Source organism: Lacibacter sp. MH-610 (assembly GCF_045780045.1).
In the GTDB taxonomy this organism is placed as follows: domain Bacteria; phylum Bacteroidota; class Bacteroidia; order Chitinophagales; family Chitinophagaceae; genus Lacibacter.
In genome coordinates this window covers 3065836-3089723 of the sequence record NZ_CP116002.1, presented here as the reverse complement: position 1 = coordinate 3089723, position 23888 = coordinate 3065836, and the positions used below count along the sequence as shown (strand labels likewise).

Here is a 23888-nt window from a genome sequence, read left to right as displayed (position 1 = left end):
AACGAGCTGTCAATTTGATCACTCAAACATTCAGCTACACTATTTTCCCAACCTCATCACCACACTTACACCGGATTGTTTTGTCAATGGCATATACGTAGGATTGATGCGCATGCTTAGGTTTTCGTTTACATTGAATTCTTTCAAGTGACCATCCACCGTTGCATCCACCACATTCAAACCCCAGCAAAGTAAAAAGGCAAGTACCGAGTAATCTACGTTTTGCCGTACACTGTTACGGTACTGCTGCACACCGCTTGGATCAACCGGTCTGAATTTTGGTTTGATGAGATAATCATTGGTAGGGTCATTATCCAGCATATTGCGGTACGCATCTCTTGCATCTACATACTCGTTACGGTTATAGATGAAAAAACCAATACAGGTACCTAATGCACCCCATACGATGGGAATCTTCCAATATTTTTTATTGTAAGCTTGTCCCCAACCCGGAAGCAGTGCAGAGCGTTTGGTAGCAAGACGTGGATTATGCGGTGTGATTTTTTTTGCCGTATCAGTTCCTGTTTTCTTAACTGTATCCACAGGCATCACGGCATTACCTTTTGCTGTAAGTGTATCCTTACGCTGTGCAACAGTGGTTGAAACAACCAGCATTAAAAAAACATACAATACGAATTTCATAATGGTATCAATCAACACCTGCACCCAGTTGTTTAAGAATCTGGTTAAACTGTTCCAGTGAATAATACTCAATGGTAATGCTTCCGTTACCTTTTTTACTGTGCGCCACTTTTACTTTGGTGCTGAATTGTTCTGCTAAGTTATCTTCAATCTTGCGGAAGGCATCGTCCAGTGTACTCTTTACTGTTTTTTTAACAGGCGTTGTTTTATACAGATCACGCACAATACGTTCTGTAGCACGAACACTCAGGTCTTTTTGTTTAATGATATTGTACACATACAACTGCTTATCCACCGTATCAATATTAATGAGTGCTCTTGCATGCCCCATGGTTAAAGCACCATTACGGACAGCCAGTTGAATATCCGGCGGCAGTTTTAATAAACGGATGTAGTTGGTTACGGTGGTGCGGTCTTTGCCCATGCGTTCGGCTACCTGCTCCTGTGTGTAATCCAGTTCATCCATCAGTCGTTTGTAGCTGAGGCCTATTTCAATAGCGTTGAGATTTTCACGCTGCAGGTTTTCTAAAAGCGCCAGTTCCAGTAGTTCAGCATCATTGGCCTGGCGTATGTAAGCAGGTATATCTTTTAAACCGGCCAGTTTGCTGGCACGCCATCTGCGTTCACCCGCAATTAAACGGTATTTACCCGTTGCTGTTTTTGAAACGGTAATGGGCTGAATGATGTCGTGCATTTTAATACTGTCTGCCAGTTCCTGCAGCGCCTGTTCATCAAAATCATGACGGGGCTGTTTGGGGTTTACTTCCACATCATTTACCGAAATGCGGATCACACCGGTAACGGCCTCCTGCACGGTTGGTTTGAGTTGACCGGCCGTAGTTTTCAGATCTTCATCAATGCTTTGCAGCAGGGAGCGGATTCCTTTGCCCAGTGCATCTTTTTTATTGGGTTGCGTCATACACGTTTCATTCAGGCTGCGAAGTACCTGAAAAAAGAGCCAAGAACCAAAAACAAGGTTCAAATGAAGGGGAAGGAGGTTGGGGCAGTCAACATGGGCGCTTGCAGGAACAGGTGTTGCGGCTATCCGTTGCAAGTCCGGCGCAGCGGCAGGGCACAAAAGCCTCACCGGGCTTTTCGTCCTGAGCAGAGTCGAAGGAATATCCGCCTGCCTTTGAGCTGGGGATGCTTATTTCATCAGGTTAAATCCCAGCCATGCTGCACCTAACCCCAGCAACACACTGCCCACAGCATACAATACAAACAACCCCATACGACCCTGTTGAATCAATTGTAAATTTTCGGCACTAAAGGCGGAGAAGGTGGTAAAGCCGCCACAGATACCGGTTGCTAAAAACAAGCGCCAGTTGGAATCAAAGGATGGATTGCGAATTGAAGTTGCAATAACTAATCCGATGATGAATGAACCAATGATGTTGACCAGTAAAGTTGCTAAAGGGAAATGATTGTTCTTTATCCAAATAGCTGCCAACGACCGCAGCATACTTCCTGCCGCACCACCTAAACCAACAAGTAGGAGATTTTTTAGCATAGTTACTGTTGAATAAAAATTGGTTGTTGAAATGCTAAATTAATACTGTTGATTTGTTTTTATTACCGGGCCTCCTTCTCCTTTGGAGAAGGAACGAGGATGAGGTTTTATAGATTTCCTGTAAACGTATAATTCAAATCCACCTGCCATTTGCCATCTTTCTTTATCACTTTTAAAGGCAGTTGTTTATTCTTAAAAGAGTTGCTGTAGTTCACAATTACTACACTATCGCTTGCATTTTCAACGGAGTGTACTATAATGGATGCTTTTTTATAACCTTCTTTATCTGCTTCACTCATTTCTGTTTTATACTTTTTGGAAATAATTCCGAGTTCATAGGTGTTCACACTGTCCTGCAGCAACAGTTCATTAGCCCATTCATAGTCACCATCAAGAGAACTGCGGATGAATTCACGGGCTGTTTCCAACGCATCATCAGGACGGGTGCGTTGCTGCTCACAGGCTATAGCAGTTACAATAACAGCAAGGATGAGTAAGATTTTCTTCATGTGGTAAAAATAAGCAGTTCGGCGTAAGGTAACAACATAGCTAAAGGTTAAAACAGAGAAGAAGGCAAGCTAAGAGGTAAAAGAGAAAAGGAGGAAAAGAGATAAGGGGGCGGGCTTCGCCCGCCCCCTTATTTAATTGCTACGGAAATGCAGAGGTAATGGAAAAGAATGCTGTTGAACAGAGGATTGATGAAGCCCCCTCTGAGTTTCTCTCATATCCTTCGTTTCCCGGTTGTTATTCTGGCACATTTTTAATCAGGTGGTTGAAATTCTGATCCTCGTGCACATGTTATGATGTGTGCGACCTGCTTTTGCCGGCAGGCAGGCGCAAGGGACGATGCCATGAAATACATCAGCCCGTTTCAAAAACTTCTTACTGTATTCATCGGTGTCAATCCGTGACATCCGTGGCTACAACTTTGTGGCAAACCCGCCTTCGCTTAAGCTATGGCGGGAAAAGAAAAATCCCGCTTCAACATTGAAACGGGATTGCGATTGTATAAAGCGGGGATAGTAAGTACTACTTTGAATTACGGTACGGGTTGCGCTCTTCATCCAGCTGGTGATCTTTATCGTAAGCTCTGATGATGGCTTTTACCAAACGGTGACGTACCACATCTTCTTCATCCAGCTCAATATGGCTGATGCCGTCAATGTTCTTTAAAATGCGGATGCCTTTTTCCAAACCACTGCGTTGGTTTTTAGGTAAGTCCACCTGTGTTAAATCTCCGGTGATGATAGCTTTGGCATTGGCACCAATACGTGTTAAAAACATTTTCAACTGCAGATCAGTTGTGTTTTGTGCTTCATCTAATATGATGAAGGCATTGTCCAATGTGCGACCACGCATATACGCCAGCGGTGCAATTTCAATAACACGTGTACTCATGTAATAACCCAGTTTATCTGCTGGTATCATATCATCCAATGCGTCATATAAAGGACGCAGATACGGATCAATTTTTTCTTTTAAATCGCCGGGCAAAAAACCAAGACTTTCACCTGCTTCTACGGCAGGACGTGTTAAGATGATTTTTTTAACCAGTTTATTTTTTAATGCACGAACAGCCAATGCAACAGCAGTATATGTTTTACCGGTACCGGCAGGGCCAATGGCAAACACAATATCATTTTTATCGCAGGCAGCTACCATGCGTTTTTGATTTTGTGTGCGTGCACGAACCGTTCTGCCGTTAGGGCCAAACACCAGTACATCGCTGGGGTTGCGTTCAATAAAGGCATCAACGGTTTGCTGATCATCGCCACCCAGTATCTGCTCAAAATAATTTTCCGTGAGCTGACCGTTGCGTTCTAAATACGCAACAAGCAAATCAATTTTTTCTTTGGCCTGTTCCACTTGTTCGGGACTGCCGCTGAGTTTGATTTGTGTGCCCCTGGATAAAATTTTTAAGAGAGGGAATTTCTTTTTAAGAATATCAAGCTTGCCGTTGTTAACACCGAAAAACTCAATAGGGTTTACGGTTTCGAGGTTGATGATTGTTTCTGTCAATGCGTTTTCATTTAGCGGAACCTGTTTCACCCGTTAGGTGCAGCAGTATTCCATGTTCACAATAAAGTATCTGAATGCTGTTTGATACTTCTAACCCGTCCATCTGTTTCCAATATTAATTACTGGATAGATACGAACCTAAAGTTAGTTATTAACAGCATGTGGAAACTGTTAAGATTTGGTAATGGTTTTTTTAGTAGTAGTTGAGTTGTGCTTAATACAAAAAATGAAATATCTTAACTCATTTATAAACCAAAACAATATGTCTTCAACTGCTGTATTATGGCCCGGCTATGACAACTGGCCGCATTGGCAACGTATTCTGTTTCGTTTTGTATTTGTTTTCTTTATGCTCATGATTGCACCATGGACATGGATTGAATATATACCCGGCGCAAACTATGTAACACAGTATTATTATCAGTTTACTGACTTCATTGTACAGTTTGCCAATAAAAATATTTTTAAAGTGTATAAAGAATTGGTACAACCAAATGGCAGTGGAGATACCAGTTGGGCTTATACACAACTGTGGTTGTATCTTATCGTAAGCGCCATCGCCTGCCTGGTATGGACAATTGTTGACAGAAGAAACGAAAACTACAATCGTATTGCTTACTGTTTACGAATCACACTCCGGTATTTTTTAATTGTTAATTGTTTTGGTTACGGATTTGCCAAAGTGTTCTTGCAGCAGATGCCTTTTCCTAATATGAGCCAGTTAGCTACTCCGCTGGGCGATTTTTTACCAATGCGTTTGAGCTGGATGTTTATGGGCTATTCATCTACCTACCAGTTTTTTACAGGTATGATGGAAGTGCTGGGTGGTGTGCTGTTGCTGTTCAGACGCACATCCACTTTCGGAACGTTGTTTGCCGCAGGAGTATTTGCCAATGTGTTTGTAATGAATATTGGTTATGACATCCCTGTAAAATTGTATTCACTCCAGCTTTTTATTTCAGCAATTATTTTATTGCTGTTTGATTATAAAAGGATGCTCCACTTTTTAATGATGAACCGTACTGCCGCTGTAAGTTATTTGTATGAGGTGGAATTTCCCAAAAGGTGGATGCGCATTATAAAAACTGTATTGAAACTGTTCGTGGTGGTAATGAGTGTTCTTTTGCCTTTGTACCAGGGCTTGTTTCCGGGTGAAGCGCCCAAAGTTAATTCTCCTGTACCTCCCGGTATTTACCAGGTGGATTTTTTTGTGAAGAACGGGGATACCATTCCTTATACGCACAGTGATACTTTACGCTGGAAAGATTTTATTATTGAAGCCAATGGCAGCGGAAGCGTGTGCAGCAAGGACACTACGTTCCGTTTATTATACGGAAGAGGTTATTTTGGAAGTAAGATTGATTCTGTAAAAAAAGAAATCAAATTCAATAAACGGGATTGGGTGTTTAATGTATATGATTTGTTTACACTGAAGTATCAATTGCCCGATAGTAATCACTTAGTGCTTTACGGAAAGATGCGTAATGATTCCATTCATGTGCAACTCACCAGGACCAACCGTCATTTTCAACTGGCCGAGCGACAGTTCCATTGGCTGAGTGAGTACAACCGCTGATTATTTTCTTTTGTAATAGTTAAGTGTTACGGAAGAAATAAAGAATGGTTTTTCGCTGATGGTATAAAAGCCCAGCCCATTGTATTGAAAGCAAACAGCTTCGCCCTGCGGTTCAGGTTCATAACCTAACTGCAGGGGAGTACGTTGCAATGCTGTTTCAGGAATTTCATTGTCGGCAAACTTCCAGTAATACAATTGTGAATAGGTTTTTACCAGTAACTCATTTCCGTTTTTTGATAAGGCAGCGCCTGTAACTCCTGAAAATTTTAATTGTCCGCAGGGAGTGGCCGTTATTACTGCACCTGTAGTTTGCGGATAAGGAAGTTTATAAATTTTTGACATCGCATCACGCTTGGTGATGATATAAATATCTTTTTGCCTGCTTACAAACATCGCTTCGGCATCATGTGCTCCATCCGGGTATTGAAAGTTGATTTTATCAAACTGAAAAATAGTGTCTGTTGAAAGACGGGGCTCCACAAAACGATAAACACTGTAGTTATTGTACACAGCATTATTATCACCCGTTTCAGCTATGTACAGGTAATTGCTGTCAGGCATGGGCCCGGCTCCGGAAGCTATCTCTTCCCAGTCCCTGTTAAAAGCAGTTTTAATGAATATTCTTTTTTGAATCATTGCCTGTTCATTCATCAGCATAATTTCAGCAGGATTGCCACCATCCTGTTGTGCCCATATGGAACCGGGCACTGTTAATGAAGCAGTAATGCCGGATACTTCATCAATACGTCCCGGCAGTAACGGCACGCTTACAGGTTTGGATTCAAACGGAAGCGATGGCGCCGGTAATTCTTTTTTGCTGCATTGGAGCATTAAGAACCCGGTTGTAACAACTAAGAATTTCTGAAACATGATGTTCATTTGCTGATAAAAAATAAAAATAGAAGATTCAATGCCAATGCGCAAGAGAATTCTTAGTTTCAGGCCATGCTGCAACGAAAGAAAATTGATGTTGATGTTGTGAAAGATATACTGCACCTGGTACTGCAGGCCCGTCCTGCGGATGCATTTGTGCAAAGTATCGCTAAGCAATATGATGAACGGGGCAGCCTGAGTAAAAAGCAGCTGGAAGGTTTGCATGGTAAAGCATCACGCATTGCATCTGTTCCTCCTGCTAAACTGGCAACGCTGGAAGCCATCATCAAAAAGAAACTCACCCGTGAGCGGAGTGCCGCAACAACAATTGCAACGCCGTTATTTCGAAAGGATGAAGAAGCAGGTGCTTTGATTGATGCTGTATTGGCAAAAGCTCCGCAGCATAAACGGGTCCTTTTTTTAAAAGCCAAGTATGATAACAATGAACCATTAACGGCAACAGAACAAACTGAACTGAAAAAGTTTGCCCAACTGCTCACCAAGTAGTTCACTTTACTGCTGCAGTACAAACACACTGCACATCGTTTCTTCTTCTTTAAATGCAACTCTTATTTCTTTTTGCTGTATAATAGCAGGTGCAATTGCTGCAATAAACGGTTTGGCCATTAACCGTTGCGGTGTGGAGAGGATGATGGTCGTTTTATCTGCAAGTATGTTTTGAATAAAACTGAGCAGTTGCGGAAAATCAGCCGGGTTGTAATTCACATCACTCATTAATACAAGATCAGTTTCCCGTTTAAAATCAGCATCATTCCAATCTGCTTGCATCGCCTGTACATTGCTGAAATTATTGAGCTGAACGGAGATATTGATCATATCAACCGCATCAGCTACAGCATCCGTACATAACACTGAAGTTGCATATCGGGCTGCGGCAAGCGATGGTAAGCCTAAACCTGCTGCAATTTCCATTACTGATTTATCCGTAACGAAATGTGATTCTTCAAGAATAAAACGGGAGAGTGCTATTGAAGCAGGCCATACTTTTGCCCAAAACGGAAACGGTGCTTCCTGCTGTTGTTGATGCCATTCTTTTAAGGCTGCTTCATCCGGAACTGCCAGTTTGAGCAAACGGTTATTAAATTCAAACGCTTCAATATTGTAAGGATGCATGCCCTGCAAAGAAACTGTTTATTCCCAAATCACTTTACCGTTTACTTCAAACCATTTGGGATAAAACGGCTGGTGCAGTTTTTCCACCTGGTTACGTTTTACTTTTAAAGTAGGAGTGAGCAAGCCGTTTTCAATACTCCATGTTTCTTTCATGATCACTGCTTTTTCTAATTTCTCATGTGCTTCCAGCATGGGATTGATGGCATTTAAGGTGGCGGTTAAACTTTCAATCACTTCTTCTTTTGATTTGGCTTTGCCTGTTTCACTTAATACAATCAGCGCCATGGGTTGAGGAATACCGGTACCAACCACACAGGCATTCTCTACATCACTGTTGGCCAGGATTTTTGTTTCAATAGGAGTGGGAGCTATATATTTTCCTTTATCTGTTTTAAACTGATCTTTTACACGCCCTATTACAAATAAGAAACCATCATGATCATACTCCACCATATCACCTGTTTTTAAATAACCATCTTCATCAAATAACTCAGCGGTGAGGTGAGGCTCTTTGTAATAACCGATGGTGTTAGAGGGTGTTTTCACTCTTAACTCACCTTCTTCCGTAATTTTTACCTGCATGCCTTCTAATGGCTTACCTACAGAACCGATCTTTCGGGCATATGGTCTTTCAAAGTGAGCATATACACAATCTTCCGTCATGCCCAATGCCTGGCGGATGGTAATGCCGAGTTTTTCAAACCATTTCAATAAGTCAACTGAAATAGGAGCGGCAGCGCTGTACACATGGGTAGCTCTTGATAAACCCAGCGCATGTTTGATTTTTTTTCTCACCATATTGTTGATGATGGGAATAGACAGCAACAGGTTTAATTTTTTCTCCGGCATTTTTTTCAACACACCTTCCCTGAACTTGCCCCACAAACGTGGTACTGCAAAAAATACCTGTGGTTGAATTTCCTGCACATTGGCAGCAAACGTATCAATACTTTCTGCAAAGCTGATAACAGAGCCGCAATAGAAAGAATTCATTTCAATAGCCAAACGTTCTGCAATATGACTCAGCGGTAAATACGAAAATAATATAGAGCGTTCCGGCAGTTGCAATTGGGGCAATGCTTTGGTTAATGTACGGTCAAAATTGCCATACGTGTGCATCACCCCTTTTGAAACACCGGTAGTGCCGGAGGTATAAATGATGGTCATTAAATCATCCTGCGAAGGATGGTTCAGATCCTTAAGTGGTTCGTGTTTGCTGATGAGATCATTCCAGGTGTATTGTTCTTTTATACCGTAATCATCAAACGAAATACGAAGCACGCCCTGTGGAATACCACTGATCTGTGAAGCATAATCATCCAGCTTTCCAACAAAGATGGCCTTGCTTTCACTATGTTCCAGGATGGGTTGTATAGCATGTGCACTTAACGTAGCGTAGATGGGTACAGACACATAACCTGCCATCATAATAGCAATATCAGCCATCATCCACTGTGCACAGTTTTTTGACAGAATAGCTATATGAGAACCTTTTGGAAGATGCAATGCCTGCAATGCTGCTGCCATTCTTCGTGCTTCTTCACCGGCCTGTTTCCAGGTCCACTCTTTCCATTGCCCGTTAAAGGGCTGACGTAAATACACTTCATTGGCTAAATCCTGTTCCAGTTTCAGAAATTGATGCAGGGGCGTAGATGGCATAACAAACGTTTTGGTGTGTCGAATTTATCATTTTTCAGCTGCCCAACATCAGAATTACTCATTTGTTTGATAAAGAAGACCGCAGTTTCTCTAAGAAAAATTACCTTAAATGTCTGGCGGCATGTATTTTGATGATTAACTTTAACCGCATATCAAAATTCATTCTTATGAAGAAATTCTACTCATTCCTTTTCTGCTGCCTTCTTTTTATACAATTCAGTCAATCTTTATTTGCACAGCCGATCATTACCTACAACGCAGTTATTACCGGGCTCAATCAACCGGTAGATGTTGTTAGTGCTGATGATGGCAGTAACCGGATTTTTGTAGTGGAACAGGGAGGAGTCATAAAAGTATTCAGTGCTGCCTATGCTTCTCTCGGCACTTTCTTAACGGTTACAGGTATCAGTACCGGAGGGGAACAGGGATTGTTGAGCCTCGCATTTCATCCCAATTATGAAACCAATGGATTTTTCTGGGTGTATTATACAAACAGTAATGGTGATCTGGAAGTGGCACGTTACAAAGTGAGTACGGGTAATGCTAATATTGCTGACCCTGCTACCAAGCAGGTAGTCATCACTATTCCGCATCCCGGTCAAACCAATCATAACGGAGCTAAGCTCAATTTTGGCCGTGATAGTTATTTATACTTTGCTACCGGTGATGGCGGCGGCAGCGGTGATCCTTCAAACAATGCACAGAACGGCAACAGTCTATTGGGCAAAATGATTCGGATTAATGCAAGAACCAGTACTTCCGGTCCTTTTTATACCATACCGAGTGATAATCCTTTTATAGCCAACCCTAATGTCGCTGATGAAATATGGGCTCTTGGTTTACGTAATCCGTTCAGATGGAGTTTTGACAGGTCAAACGGTAATATGTGGATTGGTGATGTGGGCCAGGGACAAAAAGAAGAAATCAATTACAGAACAGCTGCACAATCAGCCGGTGTTAATTATGGCTGGCGTTGTTATGAAGGTTCATTGGCTTTTAATACTGCAGGGTGTTTGGCACAAAGTAATTATGTGTTTCCGGTGTATGAATATGATAATCTTTCAGGAACCAATACACCCGCATCAGTAGTGGGTGGATATGTGTACAGGGGAACTGCTTACCCTGCTATGGCCGGTTATTATTATGCAACGGATGTGTACTCCGGTAATTTATACAAAATCAATATCAGTAATTTCTCCACAAGTGTGCAAACCGGTTTGCCCACTTTCGTAGCGGGTTTTGGAGAAACAGAATCCGGTGAATTGCTGGCTGCATCTTTAAACGGAACCGTTTATGCATTAGTGCCTGCTACACCTACTTCAATAGATGATTTAAATGATGCACAAAAACCGAGATTGTATCCGACTGTGGTAACACAGAAACGCTTTACACTGGAATTGCCGGAAGCGTATACGCAGTTGCAGATCATCAGTGTCAATGGTGTAGTGATGCAGCAGCAAAACATCAGTGGACGTACAGGAATTACCGAGATACAATTACAATCATTGCCCTCCGGGTTCTACATAGTGAAGTTAAGCGGCAGCAAAAAGAGCTGGGTAGGGAAGATGGTGGTGAGATAATTATACAAGAATGTTATCCATTCATTGATATCACCACCTCGCCACAATCTTGAAATTCACCAATCTCGGTGTTAAACGATTCGGCACAGTAAAAATAGTGTTGGAAAAATCCTTGATGAGTAAATAGGAAATGGTATTTGGCCGGTCAATTACATTAAAGATTTCGAGGCTGCCCCAGATGTTCTGAAAATTACGGAAGGGGTTATGACTTCTGCGTTTTGCTTTTTCAGCATCCAGCAATAATGCACTGAACGCAAAATCAACCCGTATATACGGATCAATCACCAATGCATTACGGTACCTGGTGCTGTTAGGAATATTGTAAGGAAGATTGGAACCATACAACAGGTTCATGGAGAATTTAAAGTTCTTATTCGTGGCCAGGTAATCCTGGTAAAATAAACCCAGTGTTAAAAAACGATCAGTTGGTCTTCTTAACCAGCCTCCCTGCACCAGTGTACTGTCAACAGGTTTGCCCAATGAATCAATCGAATAGTTATACCATTGATCGTTGCTCAGATTTTCCCTGGTACGCATCAGTCCCACACTCAACCAGCTTTCTGCATCTTTCACCAGTTCGCCAAACAATCTTGCTTCAATACCGGTAGCATAGGCTTTGGCAATGTTTCCGCCGAGGTAACGGATACGAACGTTGTCAACATCATAAGGCACTACATCCCACATATTTTTATAATACGCTTCTACCTGTAATTTGAACGGACGGTTGCCCCAGCCTTTAAAATTGTAATCAATACCTGTTACAAGCTGGATGCTTTTTTGTGCTTTAATCTCCATATTCACTACGCCATTGTAATTACGCAGTTCCCTGTAAAACGGCGGCTGATGATAAGCACCTGCAGCAGCACGGAACACTATATCCCTTTTCCATTGCGGCTTTATGGCAAACTGTATGCGTGGTTGCAGCAGCAACTCATTATTCAATGTATTGAAATTGTAACGCACACCCACCTGCAAGGTCATGTTGAGTGAATCATTCAGTACAATATTATCCTGTATATAACCATGCAAACGGATGAAGTTGAGCGAAGCAGTTGATTTGATTACTCTTGATAACTGCAGTTGATTGGGATTGAAGGGAAGTGTATAACCGGCACTGTCCTGCAGTTCCCATTCATTTAATTTGTCATTGATGGTTTGCCGCTCAATGGTATGCCCCCATTGATAAAAATGTTTTTTACGTTCCAGGCTTCCTTTATGTGTGGCGCTCAGCAATTCAATATTTAAACGGTTGCGTGCAAAGTTCTGAAACAAACCGGCTCCCAGCGGATTGGTAATTAAACCAAAGCTGGATCGGCTGCGGTCAAAATCACGCTCGCCAAATAAATAAGCACCCTGTATATCAAAATTTTCTTCTTCTTTATTGTTGAAATAACTCAACATCCATTTCAGCTTCAGTTCTTTTTTGGGTTGATAAGTGGTTGCAACACCCACCATATTGGTACTGTAAGCATCTACTTCGCCACCTCCAAAATATACATCCAGTCCAAGGTTAGCCGTAAAGAATGGAGAAAATACGGAGGATGTTTGCTGGCTGAATTGAGGCTGCAGTTTGAATTGTGTTTTGGAAAGATTACTCATCGCCTCAAACAGCCATTTGGTTTTTGGTTGCCAGGTGATGTAAGCCTGTACATCATTACTGGCCGGCACATAATTCCCCTGTACCTGCTGACTGCTTAATAAATTCCGGTTGCTGCGGTTACGGGCACCAATAATGTAAGTAACCTTATCATCTTTAGAAGCTCCTTCGAGGTGCAGACCTTGTTCGAGTAAAGAAATGTAAGCCGAGCCGCCAAAAGCTTTGGGTCGTTTGTACTGAATGTCCAGTACGGAACTCATTTTATCACCATAACGACTTTGAAAACCCCCGTTATGAAAGGTAACATTCCGTACCATTTCTGCATTGATAAAACTTAAACCTTCCTGCTGGCCCTGGCGTACGAGGTAGGGACGGAATACTTCAAAGTCATTTACATAAATAAGATTCTCATCATAATTACCTCCACGTACAGAGTATTGTGAGGTAAGTTCATTATTACTGCCAACAAATACTTTAATCAAACTTTCTATGCCCCCCACGGTTGATGGAAGCACCAATGCATTTTTAGGATTGATGCGAACGGCACCTGCTTCAGTACGAATGCGGTCATCTTTTACCACTACTTCCTGTAACTGTTTGCCCACACCACGTTCCAGCCGGATGATGATGCGTTCGTTTTCATCGGCAACTAAAAAAAAGTTACGTTGCTCCGTGCGGTAGCCGTTATAGCTGAACTCAAGTGCAAAAGCTTTATCTGCCGGAACTTTGATGGAAAAATAACCGGAGTCGTTGGTAGCAACACCGGTTGCCCTGCCGAGAATAATTACTGAAACTTTGGAGAGCGGATTTTCATTTTCATCCAGCACCAGGCCGTTTACCGTTGCTGTTTTCTTTTGCGCCAAGCTAACAGATGCAGTAAGTAAAAATGCAGTAAGTAAGTAAATGGTTTTGGTTGCCTTCATCAGGGATTAAAACTAAGCGTTTCTGTTAAAACGGAAATAGAAAGCTTTTATTTTTTGAGATATAAATTCTCATAGTTAATGGCGATAAACTGCCCGTTGATGCGGCAGGAGGTAATTTGATTAATACACATAATTTTTTTATTGGATTTACGACCTTCCAATTGCGGCTCTGTGATTTCAGTGATTTTATAAACTGAATTGGTTGCAGGAACAAAGATCTCGTAATCAAAATCAGTAAGCAATTTGGTGTTGCTGAGCAACCGCACGGCGTCTAAAGTATCATTCTTCCATTGAAAACTGATTGTGTTTTGATCTGCGATAAGTGTATCAATCAACTTCGAAAAATTGGAGTTTCTGGAATATTTTCTGATTGTAAAAGGGTACACTTCCTGCGGTGTAAATGAAATGAAATTGATCCTCATGCCGGTTGAACGGGCACAATCATACTTACAGGATTGCATACTCATTAAAACAATAGCAATAAAGAGAAGTGTTTTCATATTTAACAGGAGTAACTTTTAAGAAAAGTGGCTGCTTTATGATTAAATATTTTTCAACAATTGAATAGTTTCTCTAGGGTTCTTTGATTTAAACACGGTATTGCCGGCCACCAGCACCGTAGCGCCTGCTTCCACAATGCTTTTTGCATTTTCCAGTGTAACACCTCCGTCAATTTCAATATCTACTTTTAAACCACGTTCATCAATCATTTGACGCAGTTCTTTTATTTTAGACAGTGTATTAGGTATAAAAGCCTGTCCGCCAAAACCGGGGTTCACACTCATGAGACAAACCAAATCAATATCGGCCAGAATATCTTTAAGCAATGCAACGGGTGTGTGTGGGTTGACCGCCACACCGGCCTTCATACCCAGCCCTTTTATTTGCTGAATATTGCGGTGCAAGTGGGTGCATGCTTCATAATGTACGGTGAGAATATCAGCTCCTGCTTTTTGAAATGCCTCCGCATATTTCTCCGGTTCTTCAATCATCAGGTGCACATCGCACACTTTTGAAGTTGCTTTACGGAAAAAATCAATGAGCATTGGGCCAAAACTGATATTGGGTACAAAGCGGCCATCCATCACATCCAGGTGGTACCACTCAGCCGCACTTGCGTTGAGCATGTCACAATCAGCCTGGAGGTTGAGGAAATTAGCAGAGAGCAGGGAAGGGGCAATAATGGGCATATATGATATTGTTAATCGTTATTGTTTTTATTTGATTTCGCCTAAGCGTTTTAATGCATCTCTTGCATCCGCCAGGCTTTGATCCAGCGCCAGGGAGCGTTTGTAATTAGCAATCGCTTCATCTTTTTTATTCATCTTTTCTTCTGCCTTCGCCATCCAGAAATAACCATCAGCAAATGCATTTTTTACTTCTGTACTTTTCTTAAACACATTCCAAGCTTCCATGTACTTTTTCTGATCATAGTACACCAATCCTTTTTCAATATAGGCATCCATGTAAGAATAATCTTCCCGGATGATCTGGTTAAATACCTCCAGTGCTTTGTCACTTTGCTGCACTTTGGTGTAATAGATTCCTTTGATCATTAAAACATCGGAACGGAAACGAACAGCTCCCTGGTTTTTAAGCAGGTTATCACATAAAGTCAATACATTTTTATTACCGGTTTCGGCAAAAAGATTTGCTGCTCTCAGCTCTGCCTCTGCAAAAACACCAGCACTGTTCACGGCTTTGTTATAATGTAAAATAGCCTCGGCGGTATCGCCGCTTTTTTCCAGTGCATCTGCTTTCATATACAGCCAGGCCGGGTTGCTGCTGTCTTTTGCCAGCAGTTGATCAATCTGTTCAAGAGCCCGGTTGTATTGATTGTTGAGTACCAATTGTTCAATTACTTGTTCCCGAACAGAATCTGCGGTAGTGGAATCGTTGAGCAGGCGCTCATCAGCCGGTACTGTGGGGTTGACTGCTGCCGGCTTATCCGTTGTAACATCCTCATTGGTACAGGAAAACAGAAATGCCGAAAAAATACAGAAAGGGAGAAGCTTCCTCAATTGCATGCGCAAAGCTAATTGAAATTTTCGCATCCTGTTTTTACAATTTACCGACATTTGTGCGCCATTACATTGTTAGTTTTGTCCCCTCAATTATTTTTATGATACGTTCTTATCTTCTGTTATTGCCTTTTTTATTGCCGGGTTTTGCCTCGTTTCATAAATCGGTTACAGTGAATCAACAACCTGCGGCTGATACAGTTTTGTATCCTGATGAAGTTCATTTTAAAAACATACAGCAATTAACCTTTGGCGGCGATAATGCAGAAGCTTATTTCAGCTTTGATGGTAAATGGCTCATCTTTCAAAAAACTTATGCTAAAGAAGGAATTCCCTGCGACCAGATGTACATCGGCAAAATACCTACCAGGCCCGGTGAAAAATTTCAGCCCAAGCTGGTGAGCACCGGCAAAGGAAGAACCACGTGTGGTGCATTTACAAAAGATGGTAAGCACATCATTTATGCCAGTACACATTTGGGTGGTGATGCTTGTCCGCCGGTACCTGATCGTTCCAAATATGGTAACAAATACATCTGGCCTTTATACGACAGCTATGATATTTTCATGGCTGATCTTAATGGGAAAATTGTAAAACAATTGACCAATAGCAAAGGTTATGATGCAGAAGCAACGCTTAGTCCTGATGGTAAAAAGATGTTATATACCAGTACCAAGGATGGTGATATTGATATGTATGTGATGGATTTAAAAACAGGAAAGGAAAGGAAAGTAACCAACCTGTTGGGTTATGATGGTGGTGGATGGTTCAGCCCTGATGGTAAAAAAATCATCTGGCGTGCCAGCCGTCCTAAAACAGAAGCCGAGATCAAAGAATACAAATCCTTACTGGCAGAAGGATTAGTAGCGCCTACTAATATGGAAGTATGGGTAGCCAATGCTGATGGCAGCAATGCCCGGCAGATTTCTTCATTTGGCCAGGCTAATTGGGCGCCTGCATATATGCCCGACAGTAAACGGATCATTTTTGCCAGCAATCATGAATACAAGAGAGGATTTCCTTTTAATCTTTATACCATGAATGAAGATGGAAGCGGTTTAACCAAGATCAGCCGTGATAAAGGGTTTGATGCTTTCCCCATGTTCAGTCCTGATGGTAAGAAGATTGTTTTTTGCAGCAACCGTAATAACGGCGGCACCAGAGATACCAATATTTTTATTGCTGATTGGGTGGAATAATCTTGCTCAATTTTTTCAAATCAAATAAATTTCTGCAGTAATCAAGACTTCATTTGTTAATGAATGATGATCCTTCGTTTTCCTTCCGGTGTAATGATGAATTTTTCACCTTGTTTTTCAGGTGGGAGTAGCGGGTTAGGTGTTTTGTTACCGGGCAGAAAATAAAATCTCTTTGTTGTAGGGTTTGTTACGGGCATATGATAATGTATGGATGTATCCGGACGTAATGCAGGCATCCTGTACTGCGGTAATGTATAAATCAATCCTTTCTCTGATTTTCCAACAGGCTTTAACGAATCATATAAGTTGTAAAATAATTTTCCGGCAACGGGCATACTGTCAACAACCCTGATATTTTGTGCGAATAGAAAACTGCAACAGAACAACAGTGCAGTGAGGAGTGGAAAGTGTTTCATAAAAGCTGATTCTTGTTTACGAATTTAATAAATGCGGGCCGGAAGAAAAAATGATGATTTTAAAACAATCAATCCCCCAAACTGTTAGCTTTGAAAAAAACTATCAATATGTATCAAGGATTGGTTCATTTACACAGCGCCCTCCGTTGGGTGATTTTAATACTGCTGATCATTTGTTTGATCCAGTCATTTACCAAAAATGAAAAGATTGCCAAAACAAGTTTGTGGTTGCTCATTTCATCACACATTATGTTATTGCTGGGTTTATTCCAGTATTTCAACAGTGAAACAGTAGGCTTTCACATGATTGAGCGTTTAGGTGGGTTTGGTAATGTAATGAAGGACAGTTTTGCCCGCTTTTGGGTAGTAGAACATATTTCTGCAATGATTATTGCCATCATATTAATTACCATGGCAAGAGGCCGTGCTAAAACTTTGAAGTTCGGTCCTGCCATGTGGATGTACCTCATTGCTTTATTATTGATACTGGCTGCAGTGCCCTGGCCTTTCCGTGAAGCCATCGGCAGACCCTGGTTTCCGGGAATGTAAAGGTCAATGGTCAATAGTGAATTGTCAATAGTGAATGGCTGCATTGTACAATGCAGCCTTTTTTTATGCAATGGATTTCAAAACATCGCAATACAATTTCATTTCATCCAGCGTACCCATGCTCACACGGCTCCATTTGCCGTTCCAGAAATCACGGTATTGCACAAAAATATTTTTGCGCTGCATTTCTTTGGTATAGTGTTCGCCGATACTGTTGATGTTGAACAGAATAAAACTGGCAGCACTGGGTATGTATTCTAAATTCATTTGCTTGAATAAAGTGTAACACATTTCCCTGGCCGCTTTGTTTTTACTGCGGATATCATTTACAAATGCCTGGTCTTTTAAAGCAGCTAAAGCACCCATGGCCGTTACAGCACTCACATTTACGCCGGGCCATGCCTGCAGGTTACCCAGTTTTACAATCGTATCAGCATGTGCAATAGCGTAACCTATACGTGCTCCAGCCAATCCATAAATCTTCGAAAATGTTTTAGCAATAACAATGTTTTTATTGTTGATCGCCATATCTGCAAGTGATGGTAATTGTTCAAACTCGGTATAAGCTTCATCAACCAGTACCATCGTTTTTTTGCTGCACTCTGCTACAAAACTCCGCAACAGTTTATCTTCAATGATAGTGCCGGTGGGATTGTTGGGATTGCATATGTACACCATGCCTGTTTCTGCATCAATGGCTTTGAGCAATGCATCGAGGTTAATGGATTTATCAGTTGGGTTGACATCGATCTTTTTCAACGTACAACCCATCAGTTCTGCTATCTTAAACCAACTATTGAAAGTGGGGAAGGGTGTTACAATATTTTTTTTACCACGGATTGCCAGTAAAACAGTTTGACCTAACAGTTCAGAGGAGCCTGCACCAAATAGCAAATGTTCCGGACCTATGTTCCAGTGTGCTGCTAATTCTTTTTTAAGAAGGGGCATGATATCATCCGGATACCGGTTGGAAAGATGTGCTGCCTCCATCATTGCTTTTACAGTATTGGCTGATGGGCCGTATGCATTTTCGTTGCTGTTGAGCAAAATCATTCCACCGGGTAATCTTTTACCGGTTTCTGCAAATGATGTATTGGAAAAGCCTGCGCCTGCGGCAAGTGCAGCAGTGAGTTTTAACCAGTCACGGCGGGAAGTTGGTTGCGGCATAAATAAAAATTGATGTAGAAAAGCTACATCAATTTTATGATTTGTAAGAAAGAGAAATCCACTATTTATTCTGGCGGCTGAAAATCTTACTCACAATTTTCCATTCGCCGTTTATTTTGAGCAGGTTCATGTAGTCGTATAAAATAGCCTGTGCAGTTTCAATCTTTATTTTAGCCTGTGCTGCTGTTCCTTCAATATTCATGGAAACGATTTCAATTTTTCGTTCAACTTTATTCGTATTCGCTTTAACACGTGCTATAAAATCTGCAATGGGCACATCTTTATACTCGCCGTTCTGTACATCAATGTATTTCATGTAAGCAGAAGGATGAAAAGCTTTTTCCATCCGGTTGCCATCCCCGCTCATATAATTCTCAAGACAGGCACGTACGCCTGCTTCATCATTGGACTGTGCAATAAGAAGGGTTGATGTACAAAGTAAAACGGTCAGTAGAATTAATTTAGGCATACAATAAATTTTTCAGAAAGGTAAACGCAACGGCAGCTTGCAGGTTGTTAAAAAAGTATGAGCGGTTATTCGGTAACGTACTCATTAAAGCTCAGTTTGTTGCCAAAAGGATCCTGTACCGTCATTTCCCATGTGTTGTAAAATGTTTTTTCAACCGAAGGACGGTAATGCCTGTAAGGTTTCAGTGAAGCATGATATTCCCGTAATTGTGTGCACACAATAAAAACTTTAACACCGGGTACACTATCGCCATGGTGTTCGCTTAAATGAAATTCAATATTGTCTTTCTTTATGCCGATGTAAAAAGGAGTGTCGGGTTCAAACTGATGTACAAAGCTTATTTCAAAACCCAACCAATCAATATAAAATTCCTTTGCCTTTTCAACATCAAAAATGCGCAGGATGGGAATTGTTTTTTGAATCATATAAATACTCTTGAAGTTTGTTATAAAGCTAAACAAGTTTGGGTATTAAAAGTCCTCCTTCGGGGGATTTAGGGGGCTGTTACCGTTTCCCCAATTCTATTACTTCACAATTCTTCATTTCTTTTCCGTCAATTACAAAGCGTATGATGGTTCTCACTTTATGCCATCCCTGTTTACCTGCCGCACCCGGGTTCATGTGCAGGCATTGCAGTTGATCATCATACATCACTTTCAGAATGTGACTGTGACCTGCAATGAATAACTGCGGTTGATGAATAAGCAGTTCTTTTTTTGTTTCAGGATTATAACGGGGAGGATAGCCTCCGATGTGGCGGATGAGTACTTTAACCTCTTCGCAGAAAAATACCAACTGTTCCGGATATACAGAACGAATATCCTGGCCATCAATATTACCATACACGCCACGAACCGGCAGGCCGCTTTGTGAAGCCAATTGATTTGCTAAATCAATGGTTCCAAAATCACCTGCATGCCAGATTTCATTACATTTTGAAAAATGTTCCAATACGGTTTCATCCAGGTAACCATGTGTATCAGAGATTAATCCTATCCTTGTCATACTGATTCAACGAAGTTTGTACATTTACAAAGTAAACGATTTGCATCATGCCTTTTCACCGCAATTTTTTATACTGGATTGATAAACGCAAGTGGAAGTATATTTTCCTGCTGGCCACTCTTGAACTTTCAGTGAAGAATTGATTCGTTACGCCAGTTACTTTTTTGCTCAATAGAATTAATAACGTACAAGAGTGCGAATCATTCACTGGATGATTCGAAGGCAACAGACACTAAATAGATGTACAAAAGTCTGCTCCATCATTTTCAAATTTTCAAATCATCAAATTTTCAAATTCATATGCCTCATTATTATAAACTTGGAACCATTCCGCACAAACGTCATACACAGTTCCGCAAGCCCGATGGTGGTTTGTACAGTGAACAATTGTTTTCAACAGAAGGGTTTAGTGATGATTATTCATTGCTGTATCACTGCCATCCACCTACACAAATTATTAAAACAGAACCGCAGGTGGATGTGAGCCCGCAGATTGCAGAAGAAAAAATGCTCAAGCACCGCTGTTTTGAAGGTTTTCATGTGAAGCCGGGTGGAGAGTTTTTAGAAAGCCGTGTGCCTGTGCTGGTGAATAATGATTGTCATATTGTTTTAGCAGCACCTGCAAATGGCACCAAAGATTATTTCTATAAAAATACGGATGGGGATGAAATGATATTTGTACACGAAGGAAGCGGTGTGGTAAAAACACAATATGGTCAGCTTCCTTTTTCTTATGGTGATTATATTGTGCTCCCCCGTGGCACCATTTATCAAATTGAATTCAATGATGATAAAAACCGTTTGTTTATTGTAGAATCTTTTACGCCGTTGAGGTATCCCAAGCGTTACATGAGTAAGTATGGGCAATTGATGGAGCATTCACCTTATTGTGAACGTGATATCCGTGAGCCGCAGGACTTGCAAACTTTTGATGAAAAAGGAGATTACCTTATCCGTGCCAAAAAGAAAGGCATGATGTATGGTTTGCATTACGGCACACATCCTTTTGATGTGGTGGGCTGGGATGGATGTTGTTATCCTTACATTTTTTCCATTCATGATTTTGAACCCATCACCGGTCGTGTGCATCAGCCGCCGCCTGTGCATCAAACTTTTGAAACCAATGCATTTGTAGTGTGCAGTTTTGTGCCCCGTTTGTATGATTATCATCCCAATGCTATTCCTGCACCTTACAATCACAGTAATATTGACAGTGATGAAGTGATTTACTATGTTGATGGCGATTTTATGAGCCGTAAAAATGTAACACGTGGTATGATTACGCTGCATCCGGCGGGTATACCGCATGGGCCGCATCCCGGCGCTGTTGAAAAAAGTATCGGTAAAAAGGAAACACAGGAACTGGCGGTAATGGTGGATACCTTTCGCCCGTTGATGTTAACCAAGCAGGCATTGGAAATTGAAAACACAAGTTATGTGATGAGCTGGGCTGAGTAATGCAATTTTAAACTACAGTAATTTTCTTTTCAACCAAGGCCGGATAACTGACCTTGGTTGTTTGTTTTGAGTAATCATTTATCACCAGTTCATAAATACTTCCTCCGGCATTCCTTCTTCTACTATCCAGCTTCCTTCTTTAATTTCAGCTTCCAGTTCCCCTGTGTTCCAGCCGCAATAACCTACGAATAACTTAAGGTCAGCGGTAGTGATGGTTCGATTGTTAATCGCTTCCACTGCCTGTTTAAAATTTCCTCCCATATAATAAATACCATTGTCAACAGCAACACCTTCTTCAATAAGATCAGGTCGCTGGTGAAGAAAGTACAGGTGCTCCTGGTCAACGGGCCCGCCTTCATAAATAGGGAAGGGGAGTATATCTTTAAATTCTTCTAATTGATTAAGCGTTCGTTCAAAGGAGCGGTTGATGACAAAACCTAACGCACCTTTTTCATTGAACTCTGCAAGAAGAATCACTGCATCTGCAAAGTAGGTATCTGCAAGCAGTGCTGTGCTTTTAATGAGTAGAGCGGGCTTGAGGTTCATGCCATTTTTTTTTAAAGGTAGATTCAAATCCAAAAAAAGTTTAAATTAGGCTCACTAAAACCAATTGCCGTATGATTAAAATTTCTGAACTCAAAGAAGGAGATATTGTAATGGTGGATAATGAAGGCGCCATGATGGAGGGCGAAGTAAGGGAAGTAAACAATACCCAGAAACTGGCCCAGGTACGTACCAATGGCGAAAGCGATTTCTGGTACGGAGCCGAAGCGCTTCATCCCATCCCCTTAAGCGATGCTGCCATGAAACTGCTAAAATTTGACCGGGTAGACGAAGAGGGCGGGGGCGTTAAGTACATGAAAGGAGCTTTCCGGGTACATATTAATAAGGCAGATGATTTCAGCCACCTGGATTTCTGGTACCGGGAAGACCGGAGGCATGTAAACCAGCCCCTTTCTGTACATCAACTCCAGAATTACTACCTCAGCATGACCAAAGTGCACCTCACCGAGGCGGCTATCTAACGGTTTTCCACAGATATTTGCACCCCTGAAGGGATTTTTGCCAAAAAATCTGCTTCAGGGGTGTTTTTCTTTTGGGATTTCCTCCTATCTTTGCGACCCCAAAAAGTATGGCTAAACAAGACGTTATTAAGCAAGACGGTAAGATTTTAGAGGCACTGAGCAACGCTATGTTCAGGGTTCAGCTTGAGAACGGTCATGAAATTCTGGCTACTATTTCCGGAAAAATGAGGATGAATTACATCCGCATCCTTCCGGGCGATAAAGTAGGCGTTGAAATGAGCCCATACGATTTGAGCAGGGGCAGAATTATTTTCAGGTATAAATAAATAACAACAGCTGAAAGCTGTGAGCAAAATCGATCGTTATGAAAGTTAGAGCATCCATCAAAAAGCGTAGCACCGACTGCAAAATTGTTCGCAGAAAAGGTAAGCTGTATGTAATTAACAAAAAGAATCCCCGCTTCAAGCAGCGTCAGGGATAAAAACGTTTATCGTTTTTGGTTTCCGGTTTGAAGCTAATAAAATTCAAGCCTGCTGCAAAAAGACGGTATTAACAAGAAACAAAAAAACAAGAAACAATAAATTCAGAATATGGCTCGTATTGCCGGTGTTGATTTACCAAAGAACAAAAGAGGAGAAATAGGACTTACCTATATCTATGGTATTGGTCCCTCTACTGCTAAGTACATCCTGGACAAAGCAGGTATTGATGTGAACAAAAAGGTGCATACCTGGAATGACGATGAGCTCAATGCCATCCGTAACATCATTACCAATGAGTTCAAGGTAGAAGGTCAGTTACGTAGTGAAGTGCAAATGAGCATCAAGCGTTTATTGGATATCGCTTGTTACCGTGGCCTGCGTCACCGTAAAGGATTGCCGGTTCGTGGCCAGCGTACAAAAACCAACAGCCGTACACGTAAAGGAAAACGTAAAACGGTTGCAGGTAAGAAGAAAGCAGCTAAGAAGTAATAAAATCAGCCTCGAGCTCAGAGCTATTTGCTTTGAGCTTGTGGCTTTTTATATGCACCGGTTCTTTCGGATTTACTCACAGATATTTTGGTGCA

Annotated in this window: 28 protein-coding genes; 10 read left to right on the top strand and 18 right to left on the bottom strand. The window is 41.4% G+C overall.

Annotated features, from left to right (window positions below; genetic code table 11):
* Positions 1-39: 39 nt before the first annotated feature.
* The 5 genes from PDL71_RS14250 to PDL71_RS14230 form a co-directional block, all read right to left on the bottom strand.
* Positions 40-642, bottom strand: a complete 603-nt coding sequence (locus PDL71_RS14250; protein ID WP_407522219.1) for a DUF5683 domain-containing protein — start codon at positions 640-642, stop codon at positions 40-42.
* A gap of 7 nt (positions 643-649) precedes the next feature.
* A complete protein-coding gene (locus PDL71_RS14245; protein WP_407522217.1) occupies positions 650-1561 on the bottom strand; it encodes a ParB/RepB/Spo0J family partition protein in 912 nt (303 codons plus the stop codon).
* Between the two features lie 228 nt (positions 1562-1789).
* Positions 1790-2152 carry a fluoride efflux transporter CrcB gene (gene crcB, locus PDL71_RS14240; protein WP_407522215.1) on the bottom strand — a complete coding sequence of 121 codons (363 nt, stop codon included), beginning with the start codon at positions 2150-2152 and terminating at the stop codon, positions 1790-1792.
* 107 nt (positions 2153-2259) lie between these two features.
* Positions 2260-2661 (bottom strand): hypothetical protein, encoded by a 402-nt coding sequence (locus PDL71_RS14235; RefSeq protein WP_407522213.1) that lies wholly within the window; start codon positions 2659-2661, stop codon positions 2260-2262.
* Between the two features lie 520 nt (positions 2662-3181).
* Positions 3182-4171, bottom strand: coding sequence for a PhoH family protein (locus PDL71_RS14230; RefSeq protein ID WP_407522211.1), 990 nt, complete (start codon positions 4169-4171; stop codon positions 3182-3184).
* A 262-nt stretch (positions 4172-4433) separates the two neighbouring features.
* On the opposite strand from PDL71_RS14230, the gene PDL71_RS14225 reads away from it, so the two are divergent.
* On the top strand, positions 4434-5747 hold the full coding sequence (locus tag PDL71_RS14225; protein WP_407522209.1) for a hypothetical protein: 1314 nt from the start codon (positions 4434-4436) through the stop codon (positions 5745-5747).
* On the opposite strand, the gene PDL71_RS14220 is transcribed toward PDL71_RS14225, so the two are convergent.
* Positions 5748-6617, bottom strand: coding sequence for a hypothetical protein (locus PDL71_RS14220; protein WP_407522207.1), 870 nt, complete (start codon positions 6615-6617; stop codon positions 5748-5750).
* Positions 6618-6692: 75 nt separating this feature from the next.
* Between PDL71_RS14220 and PDL71_RS14215 the strand changes: the two genes are divergently transcribed.
* Entirely contained in the window at positions 6693-7127 is a 435-nt protein-coding gene (locus PDL71_RS14215; RefSeq protein WP_407522206.1) for a hypothetical protein, read from the top strand.
* Positions 7128-7133: 6 nt separating this feature from the next.
* Here the strand turns inward: PDL71_RS14215 and PDL71_RS14210 are convergent, their stop codons facing one another.
* Together PDL71_RS14210 and PDL71_RS14205 are read right to left on the bottom strand one after the other, a co-directional pair.
* On the bottom strand, positions 7134-7754 hold the full coding sequence (locus PDL71_RS14210) for a class I SAM-dependent methyltransferase (RefSeq protein WP_407522204.1): 621 nt from the start codon (positions 7752-7754) through the stop codon (positions 7134-7136).
* An 18-nt stretch (positions 7755-7772) separates the two neighbouring features.
* Positions 7773-9413, bottom strand: coding sequence for an AMP-binding protein (locus PDL71_RS14205; protein ID WP_407522202.1), 1641 nt, complete (start codon positions 9411-9413; stop codon positions 7773-7775).
* Positions 9414-9580: 167 nt separating this feature from the next.
* On the opposite strand from PDL71_RS14205, the gene PDL71_RS14200 reads away from it, so the two are divergent.
* A complete protein-coding gene (locus tag PDL71_RS14200) occupies positions 9581-10993 on the top strand; it encodes a PQQ-dependent sugar dehydrogenase (protein ID WP_407522200.1) in 1413 nt (470 codons plus the stop codon).
* A 30-nt stretch (positions 10994-11023) separates the two neighbouring features.
* Here PDL71_RS14200 and PDL71_RS14195 read toward each other — a convergent pair whose 3' ends face one another.
* From PDL71_RS14195 to PDL71_RS14180, 4 genes are read right to left on the bottom strand one after another with little or no spacing between them, the layout of a single operon-like run.
* A complete protein-coding gene (locus PDL71_RS14195) occupies positions 11024-13513 on the bottom strand; it encodes a carboxypeptidase-like regulatory domain-containing protein (protein WP_407522198.1) in 2490 nt (829 codons plus the stop codon).
* Positions 13514-13560: 47 nt separating this feature from the next.
* Positions 13561-14013, bottom strand: a complete 453-nt coding sequence (locus PDL71_RS14190) for a hypothetical protein (protein ID WP_407522196.1) — start codon at positions 14011-14013, stop codon at positions 13561-13563.
* Positions 14014-14055: 42 nt separating this feature from the next.
* The gene (gene rpe, locus PDL71_RS14185) at positions 14056-14703 is read right to left on the bottom strand and encodes a ribulose-phosphate 3-epimerase (RefSeq protein WP_407522194.1); all 648 of its coding nucleotides are present in this window, start codon (positions 14701-14703) and stop codon (positions 14056-14058) included.
* A 27-nt stretch (positions 14704-14730) separates the two neighbouring features.
* Positions 14731-15540 (bottom strand): tetratricopeptide repeat protein, encoded by an 810-nt coding sequence (locus tag PDL71_RS14180; protein ID WP_407522192.1) that lies wholly within the window; start codon positions 15538-15540, stop codon positions 14731-14733.
* Positions 15541-15635: 95 nt separating this feature from the next.
* Here PDL71_RS14180 and PDL71_RS14175 point away from each other — a divergent pair, with 95 nt between their 5' ends.
* Positions 15636-16733 carry a TolB family protein gene (locus PDL71_RS14175; RefSeq protein WP_407522190.1) on the top strand — a complete coding sequence of 366 codons (1098 nt, stop codon included), beginning with the start codon at positions 15636-15638 and terminating at the stop codon, positions 16731-16733.
* Positions 16734-16789: 56 nt separating this feature from the next.
* Here PDL71_RS14175 and PDL71_RS14170 read toward each other — a convergent pair whose 3' ends face one another.
* On the bottom strand, positions 16790-17149 hold the full coding sequence (locus PDL71_RS14170; RefSeq protein WP_407522188.1) for a hypothetical protein: 360 nt from the start codon (positions 17147-17149) through the stop codon (positions 16790-16792).
* Positions 17150-17257: 108 nt separating this feature from the next.
* Here PDL71_RS14170 and PDL71_RS14165 point away from each other — a divergent pair, with 108 nt between their 5' ends.
* Positions 17258-17698, top strand: coding sequence for a hypothetical protein (locus PDL71_RS14165; RefSeq protein WP_407522186.1), 441 nt, complete (start codon positions 17258-17260; stop codon positions 17696-17698).
* A gap of 63 nt (positions 17699-17761) precedes the next feature.
* Here the strand turns inward: PDL71_RS14165 and PDL71_RS14160 are convergent, their stop codons facing one another.
* From PDL71_RS14160 to PDL71_RS14145, 4 genes are all read right to left on the bottom strand, one after another.
* Positions 17762-18865 carry a pyridoxal phosphate-dependent aminotransferase gene (locus tag PDL71_RS14160; protein WP_407522184.1) on the bottom strand — a complete coding sequence of 368 codons (1104 nt, stop codon included), beginning with the start codon at positions 18863-18865 and terminating at the stop codon, positions 17762-17764.
* A gap of 61 nt (positions 18866-18926) precedes the next feature.
* Positions 18927-19334, bottom strand: a complete 408-nt coding sequence (locus PDL71_RS14155) for a nuclear transport factor 2 family protein (RefSeq protein ID WP_407522182.1) — start codon at positions 19332-19334, stop codon at positions 18927-18929.
* 65 nt (positions 19335-19399) lie between these two features.
* Positions 19400-19759, bottom strand: coding sequence for a glyoxalase superfamily protein (locus PDL71_RS14150; RefSeq protein WP_407522180.1), 360 nt, complete (start codon positions 19757-19759; stop codon positions 19400-19402).
* A gap of 79 nt (positions 19760-19838) precedes the next feature.
* The gene (locus PDL71_RS14145; protein ID WP_407522178.1) at positions 19839-20339 is read right to left on the bottom strand and encodes a metallophosphoesterase family protein; all 501 of its coding nucleotides are present in this window, start codon (positions 20337-20339) and stop codon (positions 19839-19841) included.
* A gap of 300 nt (positions 20340-20639) precedes the next feature.
* Here PDL71_RS14145 and PDL71_RS14140 point away from each other — a divergent pair, with 300 nt between their 5' ends.
* On the top strand, positions 20640-21797 hold the full coding sequence (locus PDL71_RS14140; protein WP_407522176.1) for a homogentisate 1,2-dioxygenase: 1158 nt from the start codon (positions 20640-20642) through the stop codon (positions 21795-21797).
* Positions 21798-21878: 81 nt separating this feature from the next.
* On the opposite strand, the gene PDL71_RS14135 is transcribed toward PDL71_RS14140, so the two are convergent.
* The gene (locus PDL71_RS14135; RefSeq protein WP_407522174.1) at positions 21879-22343 is read right to left on the bottom strand and encodes a YqgE/AlgH family protein; all 465 of its coding nucleotides are present in this window, start codon (positions 22341-22343) and stop codon (positions 21879-21881) included.
* 71 nt (positions 22344-22414) lie between these two features.
* Between PDL71_RS14135 and PDL71_RS14130 the strand changes: the two genes are divergently transcribed.
* The 4 genes from PDL71_RS14130 to rpsM all read left to right on the top strand — a co-directional run bounded on the left by PDL71_RS14130 (position 22415) and on the right by rpsM (position 23793).
* On the top strand, positions 22415-22822 hold the full coding sequence (locus PDL71_RS14130; protein ID WP_407522172.1) for a hypothetical protein: 408 nt from the start codon (positions 22415-22417) through the stop codon (positions 22820-22822).
* Positions 22823-22929: 107 nt separating this feature from the next.
* Positions 22930-23148, top strand: coding sequence for a translation initiation factor IF-1 (infA, locus tag PDL71_RS14125; protein ID WP_407522170.1), 219 nt, complete (start codon positions 22930-22932; stop codon positions 23146-23148).
* A gap of 38 nt (positions 23149-23186) precedes the next feature.
* Positions 23187-23303, top strand: coding sequence for a type B 50S ribosomal protein L36 (gene ykgO, locus PDL71_RS14120; RefSeq protein ID WP_407522168.1), 117 nt, complete (start codon positions 23187-23189; stop codon positions 23301-23303).
* A gap of 109 nt (positions 23304-23412) precedes the next feature.
* On the top strand, positions 23413-23793 hold the full coding sequence (gene rpsM, locus PDL71_RS14115) for a 30S ribosomal protein S13 (protein ID WP_407522166.1): 381 nt from the start codon (positions 23413-23415) through the stop codon (positions 23791-23793).
* Positions 23794-23888: the final 95 nt, after the last annotated feature.